Origin of the sequence: Stanieria cyanosphaera PCC 7437 (assembly GCF_000317575.1) — a bacterium.
GTDB classification, from domain to species: Bacteria; Cyanobacteriota; Cyanobacteriia; order Cyanobacteriales; family Xenococcaceae; genus Stanieria; species Stanieria cyanosphaera.
This window is the reverse complement of sequence record NC_019748.1, coordinates 4,241,932-4,262,038: the sequence shown is the minus strand read 5'-3', so window position 1 is coordinate 4,262,038 and position 20,107 is coordinate 4,241,932. Positions and strand designations below refer to the sequence as shown.

At 36.8% G+C, this 20,107-nt stretch carries 19 protein-coding genes and 2 pseudogenes; 10 read left to right on the top strand and 11 right to left on the bottom strand.

Annotation, left to right across the window (positions count from 1 at the left end; genetic code table 11):
- Window positions 1-19 precede the first annotated feature (19 nt).
- Window positions 20-187 (top strand): annotated as a pseudogene (locus STA7437_RS26260) (3-beta hydroxysteroid dehydrogenase); the annotation flags it as partial.
- Window positions 188-386: 199 nt separating this feature from the next.
- Here STA7437_RS26260 and STA7437_RS27735 read toward each other — a convergent pair.
- Window positions 387-1,627, bottom strand: a pseudogene (locus STA7437_RS27735) (RNA-guided endonuclease InsQ/TnpB family protein).
- A gap of 95 nt (window positions 1,628-1,722) precedes the next feature.
- Here STA7437_RS27735 and STA7437_RS18510 point away from each other — a divergent pair.
- The 6 genes from STA7437_RS18510 to STA7437_RS18485 all read left to right on the top strand — a co-directional run bounded on the left by STA7437_RS18510 (window position 1,723) and on the right by STA7437_RS18485 (window position 5,420).
- A complete protein-coding gene (locus tag STA7437_RS18510; RefSeq protein WP_015194921.1) occupies window positions 1,723-2,964 on the top strand; it encodes an MFS transporter in 1,242 nt (413 codons plus the stop codon).
- Window positions 2,965-3,005: 41 nt separating this feature from the next.
- Entirely contained in the window at window positions 3,006-3,371 is a 366-nt protein-coding gene (locus tag STA7437_RS18505) for a VOC family protein (protein WP_015194920.1), read from the top strand.
- Window positions 3,372-3,382: 11 nt separating this feature from the next.
- Complete coding sequence (locus STA7437_RS18500) at window positions 3,383-3,856, top strand: MEKHLA domain-containing protein (protein WP_015194919.1); 474 nt, start codon at window positions 3,383-3,385, stop codon at window positions 3,854-3,856.
- On the top strand, window positions 3,835-4,716 hold the full coding sequence (locus STA7437_RS18495; RefSeq protein WP_015194918.1) for a lysophospholipid acyltransferase family protein: 882 nt from the start codon (window positions 3,835-3,837) through the stop codon (window positions 4,714-4,716). The genes STA7437_RS18500 and STA7437_RS18495 overlap by 22 nt, the downstream gene beginning before the upstream one ends.
- A 145-nt stretch (window positions 4,717-4,861) precedes the next feature.
- A complete protein-coding gene (mazE, locus tag STA7437_RS18490; protein ID WP_015194917.1) occupies window positions 4,862-5,092 on the top strand; it encodes a type II toxin-antitoxin system MazE family antitoxin in 231 nt (76 codons plus the stop codon).
- Window positions 5,082-5,420 carry a type II toxin-antitoxin system PemK/MazF family toxin gene (locus tag STA7437_RS18485; protein WP_015194916.1) on the top strand — a complete coding sequence of 113 codons (339 nt, stop codon included), beginning with the start codon at window positions 5,082-5,084 and terminating at the stop codon, window positions 5,418-5,420. Before mazE ends, STA7437_RS18485 begins: the two co-directional genes overlap by 11 nt.
- Before the next feature lie 46 nt (window positions 5,421-5,466).
- Here STA7437_RS18485 and STA7437_RS18480 read toward each other — a convergent pair whose 3' ends face one another.
- The 4 genes from STA7437_RS18480 to bchL all read right to left on the bottom strand — a co-directional run bounded on the left by STA7437_RS18480 (window position 5,467) and on the right by bchL (window position 8,875).
- Window positions 5,467-5,889 carry a DUF29 family protein gene (locus tag STA7437_RS18480; protein WP_015194915.1) on the bottom strand — a complete coding sequence of 141 codons (423 nt, stop codon included), beginning with the start codon at window positions 5,887-5,889 and terminating at the stop codon, window positions 5,467-5,469.
- 179 nt (window positions 5,890-6,068) lie between these two features.
- Window positions 6,069-7,472: a ferredoxin:protochlorophyllide reductase (ATP-dependent) subunit N gene (locus STA7437_RS18475; protein WP_015194914.1), complete on the bottom strand. Its 1,404-nt coding sequence runs from the start codon at window positions 7,470-7,472 to the stop codon at window positions 6,069-6,071.
- On the bottom strand, window positions 7,469-7,876 hold the full coding sequence (locus tag STA7437_RS18470; protein ID WP_015194913.1) for a DUF5331 domain-containing protein: 408 nt from the start codon (window positions 7,874-7,876) through the stop codon (window positions 7,469-7,471). The genes STA7437_RS18475 and STA7437_RS18470 overlap by 4 nt, the downstream gene beginning before the upstream one ends.
- Window positions 7,877-8,011: 135 nt before the next feature.
- Complete coding sequence (gene bchL / locus STA7437_RS18465; protein ID WP_041620182.1) at window positions 8,012-8,875, bottom strand: ferredoxin:protochlorophyllide reductase (ATP-dependent) iron-sulfur ATP-binding protein; 864 nt, start codon at window positions 8,873-8,875, stop codon at window positions 8,012-8,014.
- 530 nt (window positions 8,876-9,405) lie between these two features.
- Between bchL and STA7437_RS26255 the strand changes: the two genes are divergently transcribed.
- Together STA7437_RS26255 and STA7437_RS18455 are read left to right on the top strand one after the other, a co-directional pair.
- On the top strand, window positions 9,406-9,570 hold the full coding sequence (locus tag STA7437_RS26255; RefSeq protein ID WP_150109091.1) for a PIN domain-containing protein: 165 nt from the start codon (window positions 9,406-9,408) through the stop codon (window positions 9,568-9,570).
- A 493-nt stretch (window positions 9,571-10,063) separates the two neighbouring features.
- Complete coding sequence (locus tag STA7437_RS18455; protein WP_015194911.1) at window positions 10,064-11,044, top strand: protochlorophyllide reductase; 981 nt, start codon at window positions 10,064-10,066, stop codon at window positions 11,042-11,044.
- A gap of 290 nt (window positions 11,045-11,334) precedes the next feature.
- On the opposite strand, the gene STA7437_RS25045 is transcribed toward STA7437_RS18455, so the two are convergent.
- The 5 genes from STA7437_RS25045 to rpsB form a co-directional block, all read right to left on the bottom strand.
- On the bottom strand, window positions 11,335-12,492 hold the full coding sequence (locus STA7437_RS25045; protein ID WP_015194910.1) for a pentapeptide repeat-containing protein: 1,158 nt from the start codon (window positions 12,490-12,492) through the stop codon (window positions 11,335-11,337).
- A 289-nt stretch (window positions 12,493-12,781) separates the two neighbouring features.
- Complete coding sequence (recG, locus tag STA7437_RS18445; RefSeq protein WP_015194909.1) at window positions 12,782-15,241, bottom strand: ATP-dependent DNA helicase RecG; 2,460 nt, start codon at window positions 15,239-15,241, stop codon at window positions 12,782-12,784.
- 27 nt (window positions 15,242-15,268) lie between these two features.
- A complete protein-coding gene (locus STA7437_RS18440; RefSeq protein ID WP_015194908.1) occupies window positions 15,269-16,252 on the bottom strand; it encodes a hypothetical protein in 984 nt (327 codons plus the stop codon).
- Window positions 16,253-16,616: 364 nt separating this feature from the next.
- On the bottom strand, window positions 16,617-17,276 hold the full coding sequence (tsf, locus tag STA7437_RS18435; protein WP_015194907.1) for a translation elongation factor Ts: 660 nt from the start codon (window positions 17,274-17,276) through the stop codon (window positions 16,617-16,619).
- A gap of 101 nt (window positions 17,277-17,377) precedes the next feature.
- Complete coding sequence (rpsB, locus tag STA7437_RS18430; protein ID WP_015194906.1) at window positions 17,378-18,187, bottom strand: 30S ribosomal protein S2; 810 nt, start codon at window positions 18,185-18,187, stop codon at window positions 17,378-17,380.
- A gap of 468 nt (window positions 18,188-18,655) precedes the next feature.
- On the opposite strand from rpsB, the gene STA7437_RS18425 reads away from it, so the two are divergent.
- Window positions 18,656-19,246, top strand: a complete 591-nt coding sequence (locus STA7437_RS18425; protein WP_015194905.1) for an HPP family protein — start codon at window positions 18,656-18,658, stop codon at window positions 19,244-19,246.
- A 91-nt stretch (window positions 19,247-19,337) separates the two neighbouring features.
- Here STA7437_RS18425 and folE read toward each other — a convergent pair whose 3' ends face one another.
- A complete protein-coding gene (gene folE, locus STA7437_RS18420) occupies window positions 19,338-20,066 on the bottom strand; it encodes a GTP cyclohydrolase I FolE (RefSeq protein ID WP_015194904.1) in 729 nt (242 codons plus the stop codon).
- Window positions 20,067-20,107 lie beyond the last annotated feature (41 nt).

Genomic DNA, 20,107 nt, shown 5'->3' with positions numbered 1-20,107 from the left:
TTTCTTATTTGAAATGACTATATATCAAACCTTTGGCATTGATCCGAAAGACACTACGACTTTAGAAGGTTATTTACAAGAATACTTTAGTCGGATTATGAAAAAACTTAAAGAAATCGACTACGAAAAAAATAAAAAGAAAAAGAAAAAGAAAAAACCCACCAAACCTTATCGAAATCAGTTTTAATGGTTTTTAGTCATTTGTCACTGGTTATTGGTGATTAAAAATTTTAGAGTTTTTAATTTTATCTCCCTGTTGATTATTATTCCGCTTGGGTTAGGTTCTAAAGTTTATACAGGATTTGGTCAAGGCTGGGTTAATGATTACGCGGGAGATATTTTGGTTGACATCCTCACCGCACTTCTAGGGCGGTGATTCCTAAGACTCACGACTTAGGTTTCTGTTTCCTTCCGCTGTGCGCGGTTTTTCGCAACTGCCTACGCGAGTTGCTCATGGGGGAAACCCCCAAGACCGCACTCGCTCCTTTAACACTATGGTTATCGGGTCTTATGTCCGCTCCACAGACAATCACTGCGAGTCCCGCAGCGAGTATATTTTTTCCAGCGTTGATGTCTCTATCAATGCCTGTTGTCTTACAGCTAGGGCAATCCCAACTGCGAATATTCAAAGGCAACTTATCCATTACAAAACCGCAATGGTGACATCGTTTAGAGCTAGGAAAAAAGCGGTCAATCTTGACCAATTTTCGCCCGTACCACTCACATTTATATTCAAGTTGACGAAACATTTGACAGATGGCAGCATCGCTAAGAGAACGAGCCAGCTTGCGATTCTTAACCATGTTGCTCACCGCCAAGTCTTCAATAGCAATCAAGCTTACAAGCGAACCAAGCGAGTAGTCAATTTGTGCAGAAAATCGGTACGAGCATCTTTAATTTTGGCGTGTATTCTGGCTACTTTAAGTCGCGCGCGCTCTCGGTTACTAGAGCCTTTGGTTTTCCGACTCAGTTCCTTTTGTGCGCACGCAAGCTTCTGATACAGCCGATTAAAATGCTTGGGATTAGCTATCTTGTCACCATCACTGGTACTAAGCAGACTAGAAACACCAACATCCAATCCAATCTTTTGCTCAGTTGGTGGAAGTACTTCTACGGTATAATCATCAACCAACAAAGAAACGAACCATCTACCAGAAGGTTCGAGTTTAACAGTAACAGTCGATGGTTCGCATCCTTGTGGAAGATACCTCGACCAAACGATATTCAATGGTTCGCTGCACTTAGCCAGCCAAACTTTACCATCTCGGTACTTAAAAGCCGACTTGGTAAATTCTGCCGAACCACCATTACGTTTTTTCTTAAAACGAGGATATTTAGCTCTTTTGCCCCAAAAGTTAGAAAAGGCTTTTTGCAAATGCCTCAAGCATTGCTGCAAAGGTACGCAGCTAACCTCATTGAGAAAATCAAGTTCTTCGGTTTTCTTCCAACTGGTCAACAAACTAGAAGTTTGTTTGTAATCAATTCTTGTTTGTTTTTCATACCAAGCGATTGTTCTTGCAGCCAAAGCTTTGTTGTAGACCAAACGCACACAACCCATTGTCCGTCGCAAGAGATTTTCTTGCGATAGTGTTGGGTAAAAGCGAAACTTGTAGGCACGTTCAGTCATGCCTCACATTTTAACACGTTTAATGTAAAGCCGTCCTAGAAGGACGGGGTTTCTACCCAGGAATTTTGATGAACAATATTTTAGTGTAAATAATCATGTTTAAATACTTACCAAACTTTAGTGGTCAAGTTTGGATTTTGGCAGCAGGTAGATTATTGTCCCAGATTGGTTCGGGTTTTACCATGTTTTATGCCCCGATTTTTTTTGTTAACCAAGTGGGAATATCTTCTACTGTAGTGGGGATTGCTATCGGTAGTGGTTCTTTATCAGGAGTTATTGGTAGATTTTTGGGTGGACAATGGGCTGATTCTCCTGGTTGGGGACGTAGACGTACTTTATTAATTTCAGCCGTAATTTCTGCGATCGCGGATGTTTTTTTAGCTATGACTCATGATGTTTTTACCTTAATCATTGGTAATTTGTTAATGGGTTTGGGTATCGGTTTATATTGGCCCGCAACCGAGGCAGCTATTGTAGATCTAACTACGGTTCAACAAAGAAATGAGGCTTTTGCAATTACCCGATTGGCGGATAGTCTGGGTTTGGGTTTGGGAGTGGTTTTAGGTGGTGCGTTGATTGCTACTTCAGGCAACTATCGCTCTTTATTCATCATTGATGGAATTTCCTTTGTCGTTTTTTTTGGCATTATTTATGTTGCGATCGCAGAAACTTATCAATTTTCACTTCATCAAGAAACTCAAACTCGCAAGTGGTCAATCGCTTTTCAAGACAGAGCTTTGATGGTTTATGCGGTAGTCAATATTTTGTTTACGACTTATTTAGCTCAGGTACAAAGTACCATGCCTCTTTATTTTAAAAATTTTGTCACGGCAGGGGATACGGAAGCAGGGTTTTCAGAAAAAATTATTAGTGCTTTGTTTAGTTGGCATATTGCTTTTGCTGCTTTATGTCAGTTACCTGTAGCTCGTGCATTAAATCGGATTAGTCGTACCCAAGCTTTAGTCATTTCTTTGTTGCTGTGGGGATTGGGCTTTGTTTTAGTTTGGATGACAGGAATTACTTCTAGTTATGCTTTGTTTTGGGGCATTTTGTCTTTAGGAGTGATGTCGGTGGCAATGATAGTTTATACTCCTGCTGCTTCTGCTTTGGTAGCTGATTTAGCTCCTCAATCTTTACGGGCAGTTTATCTTTCTATTAGTTCTCAATGTTGGGCAATTGGCTATTTAATTGGACCTCCTCTTGGTGGTTGGGCATTAGATCGTTCGGTTAGTTTTGCTCATAATTTCTGGTTATTTGCTGCTGCTAGCGTCAGTATCGGAATTGTAATTGTGCAGTATTTAGAAAAAGTATTACTAACTCAGGCAAAAAAAAATTAAGCATGAAATTGTAAAATAACTTCAGTTCATCATTTCGGTCTATGCAGATTACTCGCTTGCTTCATACAGCCATATTAGTCTCCGATTTAGCCAAAGCAGAACACTTTTATGGCGAGGTTTTGGGTTTAGTTAAAGCAGAAGGAAGAACTTCAAACTTTCCAGGAACGTGGTATCAAATTGGTGATTGTCAACTCCATCTCATTGTTCATCCTGAGTTTCGTAACCAAATCTTTAATCAAACTAAATGGGGTAGAAATCCTCATTTTGCGATCGCAGTAGATAATTTGTCAGCAGCGCTCGCACGATTACAAAGTAAAGGCTATCCTATGCAAATGAGTGCCTCGGGAAGGGCAGCCTATTTTATTCAAGATCCAGACCACAATATTCTTGAAATCAGCCAAGGATAAGCATAATATTTATGTCATCCCAAGTGTGGCAACAGCCAGAAATTATTAGTTGGAGTCAAATCATTCTTGATAGTTTTGCTGAAGTAGTTGGTAAGGAATTACTTGCCAGAAAAGGAACACCAGCAGCACAAGCAGAAGCTCTATTTTTTGCTCCTTTTGTAGTAGTTTCCCATGGCACTCAAGCAGAGCCAATTTTTAATTATGGCAATCAAGTTGCTTTAGATTTGTGGGAAATTAATTGGCAAAATTTTATTCAGACTCCTTCTCGTTCAACTGCCGAACCAATTAATCAATTAGAAAGACAACAAATGTTAGAACAAGTAGCACAAAAAGGCTATGTTGACAATTATTCTGGAGTTAGAATTTCTAGCACAGGAAAACGATTTTTAATCAAGAATACTATTATCTGGAATTTACGCGATCGGGCAGGAAACTATTGTGGACAAGCAGCTAATTATGCTGAATGGGATATGATAAAAAATTAGTTGCTCCTTACCAAAAACCTTCAGTGAATCAGACTCAACAACCAAATAATTCTGGTTGGTCTTTAGACCAACGCGATCCCCAAACAATTGAATTATTTATGCCAATTTGGGAGTGGTTTTATCGTTATTATTTCCGCGTTAAAACTGATGGTTGGCATCAAATATCTGCTCACGAACAAGTATTATTAGTTGGTTCCCATAATGGTGGTCTAGCTACACCAGATATGATTATGACGATGTATGATTGGTTTCGTCATTTTGGAACAAAACGTCCTGTTTATGGTTTGATGCATCCCAGTGTTTGGCAATTTAATCCCGAATTAGCTCAATTAGCAGCTAAAACAGGCGCAATCATTGCTCATCCCAAAATGGCTTTTGCTGCCTTAGAAAATAAAGCTAGTTTACTCGTTTATCCTGGTGGAGCGCAAGATCTTTTTCGTCCTTATTCTCAACGTCATCAAATTAATTTTGTCGGTAGAAAAGGCTTTATCAAATTAGCATTAAGAACAAAAGTTCCAATTGTTCCTGTTATTTCTATCGGCGCCCATGACACTTTATTTGTCTTAGGAGATTTGTATCCGATCGTTAAACAACTTCATGAATGGGGAATGCCTTGGATTAATAATGTAGATCCAGAAATTTTTCCAATTTACTTAGGATTACCTTGGGGAATAGGAATTGGGCCGATTCCAAATATTCCTTTACCAGTAAAAATTCATACTCGTGTTTGTACACCAATAATCTTTGATAACTATGGCAAAGAAGCAGCAAAAGATCGTAATTATGTTGATGATTGTTACAATTTAGTAGTTAAAAAAATGCAACAAGAATTAAATATTTTAGTAACTGAAAATTCTTAGTTTGTTAGGATACAAATAAAAAAAAATTAGCAAGCGATCGCTTTTAAGAATTAAAAAAAAGTACACCTCAAATCTGAGCAAGATAACTAAAGCTGTCAATAAATATTATTAGTTTATAATATAAAAAATAATATAAATTAATAATATGACAAAGAACATCAGTATCACTGTCAGTGAAAAAAATCTTCAGTACTTAGATTCTCAAGTAAAAAATCGTAGCAAATACATTAATGAATTAATTGAAAAAGACCGCAGAAGTAAATTTGAAGCAAGTATGCGTGCAGGATATATTGCGCAATCTGAAAATAAAGAGATGCAAGAAGAGGAAAAATTATGGGAAATTGTCATCGGTGACGGCATAGACGATGAAGATTAAACGAGGAGAAATTTGGTGGGTTAATTTAAACCCCGTAGTCGGTTCAGAAACAGCTAAAATTCGTCCCTGCTTAATTGTGCAAAATGATATTGGTAATCAATTTGGTGATACTACAGTGATTGTTCCTTTTCTTACTCCAGGAAATTATCCTTTTATTGTCAATGTTCAACCAACAGCAGCTAATGGTTTAGACAAAGAAAGAGGTTTAAATCTGAGTAAAATTAGACCAGTTTCACTTAAAAGACTTCAGAATAAACTAGGAGTTTTAGAAAATAAGTATTGGTCAGAAATTAAAAAAGCTTTGCTAGCAGAATGTGGTTTTTATTAATTATTTTATAAGCACTATTATATTTATATTATAAAAAGCGATCGCTTTAAAGTACTAATTTTTTTAGAGCAGAATTAATAATTTCTTCTTGATTGACCATCTCTTCTAATTCTTCTACTTCGTAACGTCCTTCTGCTACTTCTAAAGAAGCCGAATCTAAGGCATAAGGATAAGCTATTATCAAAATTTCTTTTAATTCTTCTGAAGAAACATAGTTACCACCAGCTTTGCGTCTTTTGTTAGTATTAATAATTTCTCGAATAGAATTACGAATTGAAACATCCCATGATTTAGTAGTTCTTTTTTCTGCTTGTTGTTTAATTAAATGTAAAAGAAGAATAATTGCATAACTACGAATTTTATCAATGATTGCCTTGCGTCCCATTTCTTCCAATTCTTCTACTAAAGCAAGAGAACCTTTAATATCTCCTTGCAGCAGTAATTTTTTAAGGTCTAACAATTCTTCCATGATTGTTATCGTTAATGGAAAGATATTTTATTCTAACAAAATAACGCGATCGCTTGATTTAAAGACTTGATTATTAAAAATTATTGATATTAATTTTGGTGTCAATGTAAAACCATAAAAAAAGAGGAATCTATAGTTAATCAAATTCCTCTTATCTATTGCTATATTTGTTGATTGTTTTAAACCTTTGCTTCTTCCTTAACTAACTTCTCCCAACCCAACTCTTTCAAATTATTATTTCTCCGCAACGGACGAGTAGCTAATTCAAGAATATCTCTAGCATTAGTAAAACCGTGTATCTGGGCAAAAGTAAACTCAACCGACCATTTAGTATTAATTCCTCTTGCTTCCAAAGGATTAGCGTGTGCCATACCAGTGATTACTAAATCTGGTTGTAATTCATAAATACGTTGAATTTGATTGTAGTTATCGGGTTTTTCAATAATTTTGGGCAGAGCAACACCCATTTCTTGACAGGTTTTTTCCAACAAATCTAATTCAGCTTTTTGATAACGCTTGTCCATATAGGGAATACCGATTTCTGGACAAGTCATACCGCAACGAATCAAGAAACGCGCTAAAGAAATTTCAAGTAAGTTGTCACCCATGAAGAAAACTGACTTACCGCGAATTAATTGAATATAATCTTCTAAACTTTCCCAAATTTTGGCTTCTCTTTCTTCTAAACCTTGAGGTTCGATGCCAAAAACAGAACAGATTTTTTCAATCCAAGCGCGAGTACCATCGGGACCAATAGGAAAGGGTGCGCCAATCAGTTTAGTTTTGCGACGACGCATTAAAGTGGTAGCGGTACGAGATAGGAAGGGGTTAACACCAGCAACGTAATAACCTTCTTCAATCACTGGTAATTCGGTAAAACGCTTGGCAGGCAACCAACCAGATACTTTAATGCCTTGTTTTTTCAGTTCTAAAGTAAGATTCGTAACGACAGGATCGGGTAAAGAACCAAATAAAACTAAGGGAGGATGATCCACATATTCCGATTCTTCCGCTTTGGTTTCTTCTTTCTTCTTACCAAAGTTGAGTAATTTAGAAATAGCGTTACGTTCTTCTTTTTCTGCTTCGGCGACAGGTGCTTGAGAAGGACATTTATGTGCCATTGAAGCAAGTACAGTATCTTCCCCTTGAGTAAAGGCGTAATCTAAACCATTAGCACGGGCAGTAACAATGGGAATACCAATTTCTGCTTCTAACTTCGGTGCTAAACCTTCCAAATCCATCTTAATAATTTCAGTGGTACAAGTACCGATCCAGACGATTACAGAAGGATTGCGATCGCGCTTAATCTGTACACAAAGTCTCTTTAGTTCTTCATAGTCATTTAGTTGTGCGGAAATATCTCCTTCTTCTAACTCTGCCATGGCGTAACGAGGTTCGGCAAAGATCATTACTCCCATTGCATTTTGGAGGAAGTAACCACAGGTTTTTGTCCCAATAACTAAGAAGAAGCTATCTTCTATTTTTTGATATAACCAAGCAACGCAACTAATCGGACAAAAGGTATGATAATTCCCAGTTTCACAATCAAATGTTAATGCTGTGGGTTCTTGTGCCAGTGTCATGTTTTGATCTCCTCTCTAATTTGGTCGAGATATTCTGATGCGGTTTTTTCTTGTTGCGGACGTTTTTTTAATTCAAGTTCGGGGTCAAAATCTAATCCTAAAGCGTTAACAAGTTGTTCTGAACTGCCTGTTGAATATTCCATAAAAGTGAATAAACCTCTAACTGATGGTTCTAAAACACTTACAACACCAAGGATAAAATAACATTCAGGACGACGGGGACAATAATCTTCTTCAACTTCAAAGCTTTTTAGTTCTTCTTCCTCATACTCGACGCAATCGCACCAACCGCTATTTTCATTCATGCATTGTTGCAACCAACTACGATTTTCTTGGTAATAGTTCAACCACTTTTCTTTTAATTCAGCTTTGAATTGTTCTGGTTGTGCGAGAATGTCTGCCATGATTTTTTCCAGTCCAAATAAATTTTGATTAAATCTATTTTTCCCAGAATATGACCCCAAAATTGACTGTATTTTTTACGTAGAGATAATTCATGAATTATCTCTACAGGTGAACGGCAGTTCGCCCCTACGGAATTAAACCATCATTAGATCCAATTCTTCTTCTTGAGTTTTCTTAGGTTGTTGGGGATTGAGATAAAAGTCAGACAACAAAGAGAATAATTCCCGATCCTGTGCATCTTGAGGTACTACACCTTCTGGTTGGGCTAAAATTTGGTCGGCAATGTTGAGATAATAATCGCAAACGAACTTGAGAGAAGGATCGCTTTCTGCCATCTCAAACAAAGTCTTTCCTTTCACTCTCGATACGCGAATGTCTTCAATTAAAGGCAATACTTCTAGTACAGGCATCGGTACATGAGAAATATATTTATCAATTAAGTCTCGTTTAGAAGTACGATTACCAATCAAACCAGCAAGGCGTAAGGGATGAGTGCGTGCTTTTTCCCTGACAGAAGCAGCAATGCGATTAGCTGCAAACAAGGCATCAAAACCATTATCAGTCACAATCAAGCAATAATCGGCATAGTTGAGAGGCGCAGCAAAACCACCGCAAACAACGTCACCTAGTACGTCGAAGAGAATGACATCGTATTCGTCAAAAGCATTCAATTCTTTAAGGAGTTTGACAGTCTCTCCTACTACATAACCACCACAACCAGCACCAGCAGGAGGACCACCAGCTTCTACACAGCTAACGCCACCGTATCCTTGATAAATGACATCTTCGGGCCAAATATCTTCGTAGTGAAAGTCTCTTTCTTGTAGTGTATCGATAATGGTGGGAATTAAAAAGCCTGTCAGAGTAAAAGTACTGTCGTGTTTGGGATCGCAACCGATTTGGAGTACTTTTTTACCTCTTTTGGCTAAGGCTGCGGAAATGTTGCAGCTAGTGGTTGATTTACCGATTCCGCCTTTGCCGTAAACTGCTAATCTGATTTGTCCCACTGTGATTAATCTCCTCTGAATCTTAGAAATCTCGATTGAAATAAGTTGTTGTCGTTGTCTGGTCTTTAAATTTGATATGTAGCTTCTTTTAATATCTGTCTGCATTATTGACCAATTAACAACGAAAATAAAGAGGCATTAAAAATAAAAATGGCTGTAATTAGATATTAAAAAGTATTAGATAGAATTAATAGAATTAAATATCTTTTCAATAACAATATATATGAATTAAAGTTTATATTTAAAACTTTTTGCTTGCTTTTACTATAAATAAAAACAAAAGACAAAAATAACTTTAAAAAATGGGATCGCACAGTGTCGCTTCGCGATCGCTCTACCTCAACATCTAGTCTAAACACTTTATCTAGCAAGCATTTGGATTGATTTATTTCTCTCCAAAATAAGCCCAATCTCGCCCCAGTCTAGTTCTACAGATTGATTATTTAGTAAGTCAAGCTGATATAAATGAAATTTGTAAAAAATAATTAATTTTTTCCGTAGTAAGTCCGACCCTAACTGTGATGGAAGTTAAATATGGATTACAACTTAATCCTGCTAAAGCAAAACAAATCGAACCTCTTACAGAAAAATTATTTAGTCAGATCACAATTATTGACTTTGGAACTAAAGAAGCAACAACTGCTGTTGAAATCAGAAATTATTTGAAAAAGACTGGTATGCACTGATTTGCATACGATTTACTGATTGGGGCAACTGCATTAAGTAATCAATTAGGTTTAGTTACTGCCAATATTAAAGAATTTGCAAAAATAACTAACTTATCGATTGAAAACTGGCGTTTATAACTAAATTAATTTTTACATAATATAAATAAAAACAAAAGACAAAAATAAATTCGCAACAATATGATTGTTTTGCCGATCTCCAAAAGCGATCGCTTGTATTAAAATTATTTCTGGCAAAATTACCTAAAAGTATTAATAAATAAAGGTTTTAATTAAATTATCTTAACTATTACCAATTCTAAAACAGCCTAAATTAAGCTTTATAAGTAAACATCAATAACCCAATAACTACTTTTGTAAAAAATCATAAATTTTGATTTATATGACAAGTCAGACCAAGATTGAATCAGCTTTTGCCCTTCTATGCGATTCTAAAAAATATAGAGAAATTTAACAAAATCGGTCAGGCTTCGCCTGGCTTTACAAGAGCGCAATGAGTTATCAAAAAACAGTTATCGTCACTGGTGCATCTTCAGGAGTTGGTTTATACGCAGCTAAATCCTTAGCTAATCGAGGTTGGCACGTAGTTATGGCTTGTCGTAACCTAGAAAAAGCTAAACAAGCAGCCAAAGAAGTACGCATTCCTGAAGGAAACTACAGCATTATTAAACTGGATTTAGCCTCTTTAGCTAGTGTGCGTCAATTTGTCGAAGATTTTCGCGCTACTGGTAGATATTTAGACGCTTTAGTTTGTAATGCAGCCGTTTATCTACCATTGTTAAAAGAACCAATGCGTAGCGAAGACGGTTATGAATTGAGCGTAGCAACTAATCATCTCGGACACTATTTATTATGTAGATTGATGCTGGATGACTTGATGAGATCTCCTTCCTCAGACAAGAGATTAGTTATCCTCGGAACTGTTACCGCTAACCCGAAAGAATTAGGCGGTAAGATTCCAATTCCTGCACCACCAGATTTAGGTAATTTAGAAGGCTTTGAAGCAGGATTTAAAGAACCCATTACCATGATTAACGGTAAAAAATTCAAATCAGGAAAAGCCTACAAAGATAGTAAACTCTGTAACGTGCTAACCATGCGTGAATTACACCGACGCTACCACAACTCAACAGGAATTATTTTCACCTCTCTCTATCCTGGTTGTGTTGCCGATACTCCTCTATTCCGCAATCATTATCCTTTATTTAGAAAAATTTTCCCTCTCTTCCAGAAAAATATTACAGGAGGATATGTTTCTCAAGAACTCGCAGGCGATCGCGTAGCGCAAGTTGTAGCTGATGAGAATTATAAAGAATCTGGTGCTTATTTCAGTTGGGGAAATCGACAAAAAGAAGGTCGTCAATCTTTTGTTCAAGAGGTTTCTAACGAAGCATTAGATGAAAATAAAGCAAAGAAATTATGGGATTTAAGTGAAAAGTTAGTTGGAATTAATCAACCTGTAACTGCTGGTTAATTTAAAAATTAATAACTTTTTAGAGGCGTAGTAGATAAGCTACGTCTTTACTTATTTATATGTAATATAACTTCGTTTGTGGATTTTACGCTTTTTTGGTTCTGCCTGTCGAAAATATTATTTAATCTGCTAACCTACCTGCGAAGTGTCCGAATTAACATAATAATCGAAGTTTCAAAGCTCAATCAATCATAAGTTTTACTAAAGCGTACAAATATACTGAACTGACAACCACGATTGAACGAGACTTTTGAGAATAATTCTACGTAATTGGTAACTTTGTGGAGTCTTTATTTTGACCAGCGACTGCAATTTGGTTTGTGGTATGGTGTTTTGTCGTTTCTTAACTCTTCAATGTAGTTTCTGTTATCTGGTTCTTTAGCTTTGCCAGCTATCTTATCTTCATACCAGTCACCTTTGTAGATTGCTTCTTCCCAGAAACAAGCTGATTTAATTTGCTTAGGTTTCAAGTTTTTCACTTCTATAAGGTTAGCCCCTTCGAGGTTAGCCCCTTCGAGGTTAGCATAAACAAGTTTAGCCCCTTTGAGGTTAGCCCCTTCGAGGTTAGCCTCTTTGAAATTAGTACTCCAGAGATCAGCCTTTTCGAGATTTGCTTCTTTAAGGAAAGCACGAGTAAGATCGGCACGAACGAGGTTAACACCAGACAAGTTAGCATTATAGAGGTGAGTAGAAGAAAGTTTAGAATCTTGGAGTAAAGCCCGATTAAGATTAACTTGTTCGAGATTACTAGAAGAGAGGTCAGAACGAATGAGGTTAGCCTCTGCGAGGTCAGCCCCTACAAAATTTGAGCTTAAAAGAGTAGCGTTGCTCAAATTAATATTTTTTAATTTTAATCCACTTAAGATGATACCTGACTCAAATTTATTGTTTGGTGATAAGTTAAAGTGCTTTAAGCTAATTCCATTATTTTTAGAGTTAAGTAAGTCAGTTTCTGATAAAAAACTGATAATAATTTCTTTTCGCTGAAGATTTATACTTCTTAAGGTAGCTAGGCTTTTTGCTTTTACTATAACCTTCACTGAATCATCTAGTTTTGACCAATCTATATTTTTATCAATTTTTTTACTAACAACCAGTTTTTCAATTTGTTCAAAATATTTATTAATAGTCTCGATTTGTCTGTTTTCTTCTTGATATCTACTTGTAACCCAAGCAGTAGCAAAACCTAGAACTACAGGAACTCCCAAAAGTTTGACCCAATCTGATGCAGGTAAAGTTTTCCAAAAAAAGCTTATTGGGTTATTTAATACTTTTTTAAACTTCCAGTAACGAACTTCCCATTGATGCTTTTCTAAATACTGTCTAGCTTCTTCCCAATCGCCTTCAGGAGTCCCATCTCTTCCTTCAAACTGTCGTTCTTCCCAGAATTCGTATGCCTTAACCCGAATTAATTCTTTTGGTAAAGTCCCACTCATCACAACTAACATTACTCAAGATAATCGAATTTTAGGGTATTAGTTTGATGTAAATCTATAGAACTTACGCATTGACAGAATGGTAAAATAGTGGAGTAAAAAAAGAGAGTTGTCTAGCTTGAGAAATGAGAAAATTAGAGAAATTAGCAAAACCTCAACAGCACAATGCAATCTGGAACACTGTACCCTATTTCTGCTATTAGTAACAAGAGACTTGGTAGGTTAGGTAGAACGATAGTGAAACCTAACATTAATAAGATTTTGTTGGGTTTCGTGCCTCAAACTAATTACGTTCACCTACTTAGGTTAAAATATCGCTACCAAGCATTCTCTGATAACGTACTGCTAGTTCTTTTTTCAAAGAAGGAAAACCACATAGATTTTGATCAGCTAACATAATTTTTTCTGCTGCATTTCTAGCCAAATTTAACACCTCTTGATCCTCAACTAAGCTAGCTAAAGCGAAATCTGGTAATCCCGATTGACGAGTACCTAGCACTTCTCCTGGGCCTCGAAAACGCATATCCATCTCAGAAATAAAAAAGCCATCTTGAGACTGTTCCAAAACTGCTAAACGCTGCTGACTATCTTGATTGGTACTACTACTCATCAAAAAACAAAAAGATTTGTGACTACCTCTACCTACACGACCTCGTAATTGATGCAATTGGGATAAACCAAAACGTTCCGCATTCTCAATTAACATCACAGTAGCATTGGGAACATCCACCCCAACTTCAATGACAGTAGTTGAAACAATAATTTGAGTTTGATTATCTCGAAAAGCATTCAACGCTGCATCTTTGTCAGCCGAACTCATTCTACCGTGGAGTAATCCGACTTTAAATTCAGGGAAAATTACTTCTGATAAACGTTGGTGTTCTTCTACTGCTGCGCGAACATCTAATTTTTCGGACTCTTCAATTAAAGGAAAAATTACATAAGCTTGTCTTCTTTGGGCAATTTCTCGCCGAATTAAATCGTAAACTTGACTGCGTTGTTTGCCTGTCAGTGCTTTAGTTTGAATTGCTTGTCTTCCAGGCGGTAATTCATCGATTTGACTGACATCTAAGTCTCCGTGTAAAGTTAAAGCCAGAGTACGGGGAATTGGTGTTGCTGTCATGGTTAAGACGTGAGGTGATTGTCCTTTGGCAAGTAATCTAGCTCTCTGTTGCACTCCAAAACGATGTTGTTCGTCAATTACAACTAAACCCAATTTATAAAAATTGACGGGGTCTTGAATTAAGGCATGAGTTCCTACTAATAAAGGTAATTCTCCTGTTTCTAGTTGAGAATGGATTTCCCTTCTTTTAGCAGTTTTAGTCGAACCAGTCAGTAATTCAACAGGAAGATGTAAAAGATTGAACCAACTAACCAACTTTCGATAATGTTGTTCTGCGAGTACTTCTGTAGGTGCCATCAAAGCTGCTTGATAACCAGACTGAATGGCAGCTAAAACTGCAAAGACAGCGACAATTGTTTTACCCGAACCTACATCTCCTTGGACGAGACGATTCATTGGAGTTGAGGAACTTAAATCTTGCAGAATTTCATTAATTACCCGCTTTTGGGCATTAGTAAGCTGGAAAGGTAAAATTTCCGCACTAAATCTTTGAATAATCTCCCCTTGAGGATTAAAAGTAGCACTAGTTTGAGTTTGTTTAAATTGTTGACGACGTTCGAGAAAACCTAATTGTAAATAAAAGAATTCATCAAAAACCAATCTACGCCTAGCATGAGCTAAAATTTCTTGGTGATCGGGAAAATGAATATTTGCGATCGCATCTCTTAGTTTTATTAAACCATATTGTTTGCGTATAGTTGCAGGCAGGGGATCTTTTATTTGTTTTGCTACGGGTAAGGTAGCAATGACAGCTTTTCTAACGCTATCGGCTGGCACACCTTCGGTTAAGGCATAAACTGGTAAAATTCTTCCAATCTTAATTGATTCAATACTATCACCATGACTATCTAAGACTTCGATTTCTGGTTTTTCTAAGGTAAAACCGTATTTTTGTTGTTTAACCAAACCTGAAGCAGCGACAACTGAACCAATCGGATATTGACGTTTATATCTTTCTTGCCAAGCACGACTACTATAACGATTACCCGTTAAAAAATGATTGAGTCGAATCTTTCCTGTTAAATCTTGTATAACTAACTCAAAAATAGTTAGCTGTTTCTTTTTCGGACTGGTAAAACATTTACAACTTTTCACTGTCCCAATGATAGTAACCGTTTCCCCTGGTACGAGATGAGCAATGGTTACCTGACGAGCATAATCAAGATGATTACGGGGATAATAAAACAATAAATCTCTAACTGTAGCTAATCCCAACCGTTCCAAATAACGACTGTTACGCCCAATTTCAATTACCTGACTCAAAGGCTGTTCTAAACTTGTCGCCGAACGAGCATAAGATTTAGTTGTACTACTAACTAAAGTTTTAGTACGCGGTAGTTTAGGTTCTGGTGGTTCAGTAGGCGTTTCGCTGAGTTTTTGTTGTTGAGAAAGAAAATTCCGCGCATCCGCAACTAAATGCTGTCTTTCACTACGCTCTAATTGAGGATAAACAGCAAATCTCATTGCCATTTCTTGCCAACGACGACGTTCCCCAATCGGTATATTACTTGGAGGTTTACCGAAACTCAGACAAAGAAACTCACTAAAACGATATTCATTTCCCATTAAATCAGGGTAATCTCGTTCTGCTTCTACAGCAAGAGCTTTTTGTAATCTAGTCCAATTGGGCGAGTGCATTTATCATTGGTCCCCATCGCACACAATTTATTCTTCATACCAACTCGAACGCCAGGCTGCTTCTGCTTCAGCACTAGCATATTCTCGCTGTTTAGCTTGATATTGTTGTTTTAATTTTTGAATTTTTTTCAGTAAATTACGAATCTTATTTCGTTCCATATTCAGCAGAGAATCAGCAAATTCAATTTCTGATAAACGTAAACGTAATAAACTAATTTGAGTAATGTTGGCTTGGGATGATTTTTTGTCTTTTTCTGTTTCCACAACTATATTAAGTACGTTAGGAAGATGATGAACTTTATTACCGCCTCCAGTAGCCTCTTCTGCACCAATAGCTACATCCATAATTTTAGTAGGCAAACGACTAGGAATAATATTTGCTTCTTGCAAGCATTGATTAGCTTCTCTAGAAATCTCATCTAAACTTTGTTTAATTCCTTTCTCAACTCTTTGTTGCCAAACAATCAAATTATAGGGATTATTAAGTTCAAGCTTGGCAGGTTCGTTTAATTCTGATATTTCTTCAGGTAATGAAACATCAGTTTCTTCTTGGTTTTGATTTGCTGTTTCTGTTGAAGATTCTTGCCATGTCTCGCTGGTAGCGGTATCTAAATTTAACTCTAAATTTTCATCATTTTCTTCATCTTTTGAGATTTCAACGAAAGGTAAATTTTTAATCATTGCCTCAACCAAATTTAAATTTTCTGCTTCTTTATCTTTTTGAGGCGATTCAGAAGCTTGCAGATGATTAAGTAATTTCGATTTAATGTCTTTACCTAGTTTTCTCAAATTTTGTTGTAACGTTTGACGCTGACTTAAAGATAGCTGTAAAAAAGATTCGGGATAAATTTGCGTGCAAATCTGATAACTTGCTAATATTAGTTGTTTTTGGGTAGAATTGCCTAAAATATTAAGATAATTAGCATATAATTGCTGAATTTCCTCCGATACTTCAGTTACAATCTGTTCCAAAGCCTCTAGATCTTGTTTAATTTGCTTAATATAACTCATATTAGTTAGCAGTTATCAGTTGAGGATTGTGCCGAACTATAGGGAGAATTCTTGAATTGCCCCTACGCAAGCGGAAACCACTTGTACAAATTTTTCCTGAATAAAAATTGAGTATAGCTTGAAACAAAAAAAAGACTCGTTAAGTCACAGATTACTCCACCGTAAGACGACGGAGACAGCACCGACTGTTGGTCAACTTTTAATAGAGAAGGGGTAATGGTAAAAAGCCAACCTCAAAGCAAACTTTCACAATTCTTTGAAGATCAAATTCCTGCCTCTTACCAAGCCCCATCTTTTAGAAAAATTAGTCAAGCAAAAGTTAACTTGAAGCTATTTTTTTAACCTGTTACTTTTGATTAAACATCTATTTTTGACCGGTTTGAGCAGCTACTTCCTCAGCAAAGTTGGATTCTTGTTTTTCAATGCCTTCCCCTAAGACAAATCGAACAAAACGACGTATTTGAATGTTTTCACCAAGTTTAGCCACACTTTGAGTAACTAATTCTTCTACAGTAATACTCTGGTCTTTCACATAGGGTTGAGGCAGCAAAGACATTTCTTTCAAGCGTTTTTCAATTCTGCCTTGAACGATTTTTTCTTTAATATTATCAGGTTTACCTGCCAGGTCGTCTCTACCCATTTCAATTTCTTTTTCTTTGGCAGCTACTTCTTCAGGAATATCTTCTACCCTGACGTAATCAACATTGGGGCAAGCAGCAATCTGCATAGCAATATTGCGTACTAATTCTTTAAAATCATCACCACGAGCGACAAAATCAGTTTCGCAATTGACTTCTACTAAAACCCCAATTCTTCCGCCAGTATGAATATAGCTGTCTACCAAACCTTCAGCAGCTACCCGACCTTGTTTTTTGCCGGCAGCAGTGATTCCTTTTTGGCGTAACCATTCAACTGCTTTAGTCATATCGCCATCGGTTTCAGCCAGGGCTTTTTTACAGTCCATCATCCCCGCGCCTGTTTTTTCACGGAGTTCTTTGACTAGTTGTGCCGATATTTGCGCCATTTTTTTAGTACCTATTTCTCAACAATGGTTACAAGTTAATTTTCTATTATTAAGGAGGGGCAACTCAAGGGTTGCCCTAAAATGATTTTGCCGAGAGCTATTTATTCTTCTTCGCCTTCGTTTTCTTCGTATTCTTCTTCGTACTCTTCGTCGTATTCGGCATCAGGATAATCTTCACCATCCATTCCTTCTTCAAACTCTTCGTAATCTTCTTCAGCCGTATCTAATTGACCATGACGACCTTCGTAAATGGCATCAGCTAGTTTGCCAATAATTAGTTTAATCGAACGAATAGCATCATCGTTAGCAGGGATAGGAATGTCGACTAACTCGGGATCGCAGTTAGTATCGAGAATAGATACAATCGGGATACCTAATTTTTGACATTCAGAAATCGCGTTGTGTTCACGTTTTTGGTCGATAATCACCACAATATCAGGAACTTTACGCATCAATTTGATTCCACTGAGATATTTTTGGAGTTTACTTAACTCACGGCGCAAAACAGAAGCTTCTTTTTTGGGTCTTTTATCAAGTGCGCCAGTTTCTTCTAACCTCTCTAATTCTTTGAGTCTTTCTACTCTGGTTCTGATGGTTTCCCAGTTAGTCAACATTCCACCCAACCACCGTTGATTAACATAATAAGCTCCACAACGGCTTGCTTCTTGAGCGATGATTCCTGCTGCTTGGCGTTTAGTGCCTACAAATAAAACTCTTTTACCTTGTTCAGAAGAAGAGCGCATATAGTCGTAAGCTTCTTCGATTAATTGGGCAGTTTGCACCAAATCAATAATATGAACACCGTTACGAGCAGTATAAATGTAGGTGGACATTTTGGGATTCCAACGACGGGTTTGATGACCGAAGTGAACCCCAGATTCTAGTAATTCTGCGAGCGATACAACTGGCATATTTTTATTGTTCTCCTTTCGGGTTGATCCTCCATTCAGGTGGATTTCCTGGTTATGAAAACACCCGAAATCCTGAATGTGCGAATTTAGACAGCCTTTTCAGTTTAACACGCTTGTACATAGAGATTTGATCTGGTTTGATTTTGAACAGTTATAGATCAGAGGTTGGAGAAATATAAAATATTACGTTCGTAATGCAGCAAGTAAAAAAGTATTTAAAAATTTTTCTGTATCTAAAAATACTAATATTATTGATTTCAGTGATTTGTTAAGATACTATGACTTTAATAACAAACTTATTAAGTTACCAACATAAAAGTAAACAAGTCACGAATGGCATTTGTGATTAGATAATAGCTCTCAATCACAAGCTAATCGCGATTTAATCATGTTTTAGAAGGTAATCAAAAGTTTGTGAGATTAATATTTATTTTTCAAAATAAAAAATTTATTTAATTAATCTGCACTATGCAATACCCGATCAGATTTAGATTTAAACGCACTAGAATAATTACTTTAAAAAAAACTATTGCATTAGGTCGCAGACTATTTAGAAAAAATAGAACTTCTCCGTATATTAATGGTAATCATCAACCACGTTTTTCGATTCAACATATACTTTTATCGTGGTTAGGCGCATTCATCGGAATTGCAATTTTAGGTTATTTAACAACTCATACATCTTATCCCTGTATTGCAGCCCCATTGGGAGCAACGGCAGTTTTAGTCTTTGGTATTCCAGATAGTCCTCTAGCTCAACCGCGTAATGTAATTGGAGGGAATGCGATCGCAGCTATTATTTGTGTTATCTTAGTTCAATTATTTGGTACAGCACCTTGGGTCATGGCAATGGCTGTTGCGACTACAATTAAAGTAACTCAGTTGACTCGAACTGTACATCCTCCTGCTGGTGCAGTTGCTTTACTAGGTGTACTTACTCATGCTTCTTGGAGTTATGTATTTACTCCTGTTCTCCTTGGTTCTGTAGTAATTGTTTTATGTACAGTTCTTTTTAGTAGCGCAGCGCCCGGTAGAGTTTATCCTAAACATTGGTTGTAAATAAGGTTGTTAATTGAATAAACGATATGCGGGGATTCATTAACTCAAACTGAATTCCAGACTCCCCGCACAGATTTTTATTTATTTAAAATTACATGAAACTAGGTTGATGACGAATTAGATTCAAAAATTCATCGCGAGTTTTTTGCTCGTCTTGAAATGCACCTAACATCGCGCTGGTAACCGTCCAAGAACCAGGCTTTTCTACACCACGCATTACCATACACATATGGGTTGCTTCCATGACAACAGCAACTCCTTGAGGTTCTAATACCTCTTGAATTGCTTCAGCAATTTGACGGGTAAGACGTTCTTGAACTTGCAAACGACGAGCATACATTTCAACAATCCGAGCTAGTTTACTTAAACCAACTACTTTTTGATTGGGAATATAAGCAACGTGCGCTCTTCCCATAAAAGGCAACATATGGTGTTCACAAAGGCTAAAGAAACTAATATCTCTAACCAAAACCATTTCATTATGACCTTCATCAAAGATCGCATCGTTAACAATCTTTTCTAAGGATTGATTATAACCTTGAGTCAGAAACTGCATGGCTTCTGCTACTCTTTTAGGCGTTTTCAGCAGTCCTTCACGCTCTGGATCTTCACCCACAGACTCTAACATAACTCGGACAGCAGCCATCATTTTTTCTTGAGCTTGTTCGGATGCTGCATGAATTTGGGCTTGTTGACCATTGTGAGTGTTACGATCTGGTCTACTAGAAACTTGTTCTATCAAACTGGAATGAAGATTATTAGAACTATTAATATTGATAGATTTTGAGCGATTAGAACCGTTAGAAGAAACTGTTGTCATAGTTAAATAAATGTAAGTAAAACTCGTATCTCTTGATAGGT

Bases quoted from the DNA above. Each gene is read 5' to 3' on its own strand.
- STA7437_RS18510 (WP_015194921.1), top strand. From the start codon at position 1,723: ATGTTTAAATACTTACCAAACTTTAGTGGTCAAGTTTGGATTTTGGCA.
- STA7437_RS18505 (WP_015194920.1), top strand. From the start codon at position 3,006: ATGCAGATTACTCGCTTGCTTCATACAGCCATATTAGTCTCCGATTTA.
- STA7437_RS18500 (WP_015194919.1), top strand. From the start codon at position 3,383: ATGTCATCCCAAGTGTGGCAACAGCCAGAAATTATTAGTTGGAGTCAA.
- STA7437_RS18495 (WP_015194918.1), top strand. From the start codon at position 3,835: ATGGGATATGATAAAAAATTAGTTGCTCCTTACCAAAAACCTTCAGTG.
- mazE (WP_015194917.1), top strand. From the start codon at position 4,862: ATGACAAAGAACATCAGTATCACTGTCAGTGAAAAAAATCTTCAGTAC.
- STA7437_RS18485 (WP_015194916.1), top strand. From the start codon at position 5,082: ATGAAGATTAAACGAGGAGAAATTTGGTGGGTTAATTTAAACCCCGTA.
- STA7437_RS18480 (WP_015194915.1), bottom strand. From the start codon at position 5,889: ATGGAAGAATTGTTAGACCTTAAAAAATTACTGCTGCAAGGAGATATT.
- STA7437_RS18475 (WP_015194914.1), bottom strand. From the start codon at position 7,472: ATGACACTGGCACAAGAACCCACAGCATTAACATTTGATTGTGAAACT.
- STA7437_RS18470 (WP_015194913.1), bottom strand. From the start codon at position 7,876: ATGGCAGACATTCTCGCACAACCAGAACAATTCAAAGCTGAATTAAAA.
- STA7437_RS26255 (WP_150109091.1), top strand. From the start codon at position 9,406: ATGGAAGTTAAATATGGATTACAACTTAATCCTGCTAAAGCAAAACAA.
- STA7437_RS18455 (WP_015194911.1), top strand. From the start codon at position 10,064: ATGAGTTATCAAAAAACAGTTATCGTCACTGGTGCATCTTCAGGAGTT.
- STA7437_RS25045 (WP_015194910.1), bottom strand. From the start codon at position 12,492: ATGTTAGTTGTGATGAGTGGGACTTTACCAAAAGAATTAATTCGGGTT.
- recG (WP_015194909.1), bottom strand. From the start codon at position 15,241: ATGCACTCGCCCAATTGGACTAGATTACAAAAAGCTCTTGCTGTAGAA.
- STA7437_RS18440 (WP_015194908.1), bottom strand. From the start codon at position 16,252: ATGAGTTATATTAAGCAAATTAAACAAGATCTAGAGGCTTTGGAACAG.
- tsf (WP_015194907.1), bottom strand. From the start codon at position 17,276: ATGGCGCAAATATCGGCACAACTAGTCAAAGAACTCCGTGAAAAAACA.
- rpsB (WP_015194906.1), bottom strand. From the start codon at position 18,187: ATGCCAGTTGTATCGCTCGCAGAATTACTAGAATCTGGGGTTCACTTC.
- STA7437_RS18425 (WP_015194905.1), top strand. From the start codon at position 18,656: ATGCAATACCCGATCAGATTTAGATTTAAACGCACTAGAATAATTACT.
- folE (WP_015194904.1), bottom strand. From the start codon at position 20,066: ATGACAACAGTTTCTTCTAACGGTTCTAATCGCTCAAAATCTATCAAT.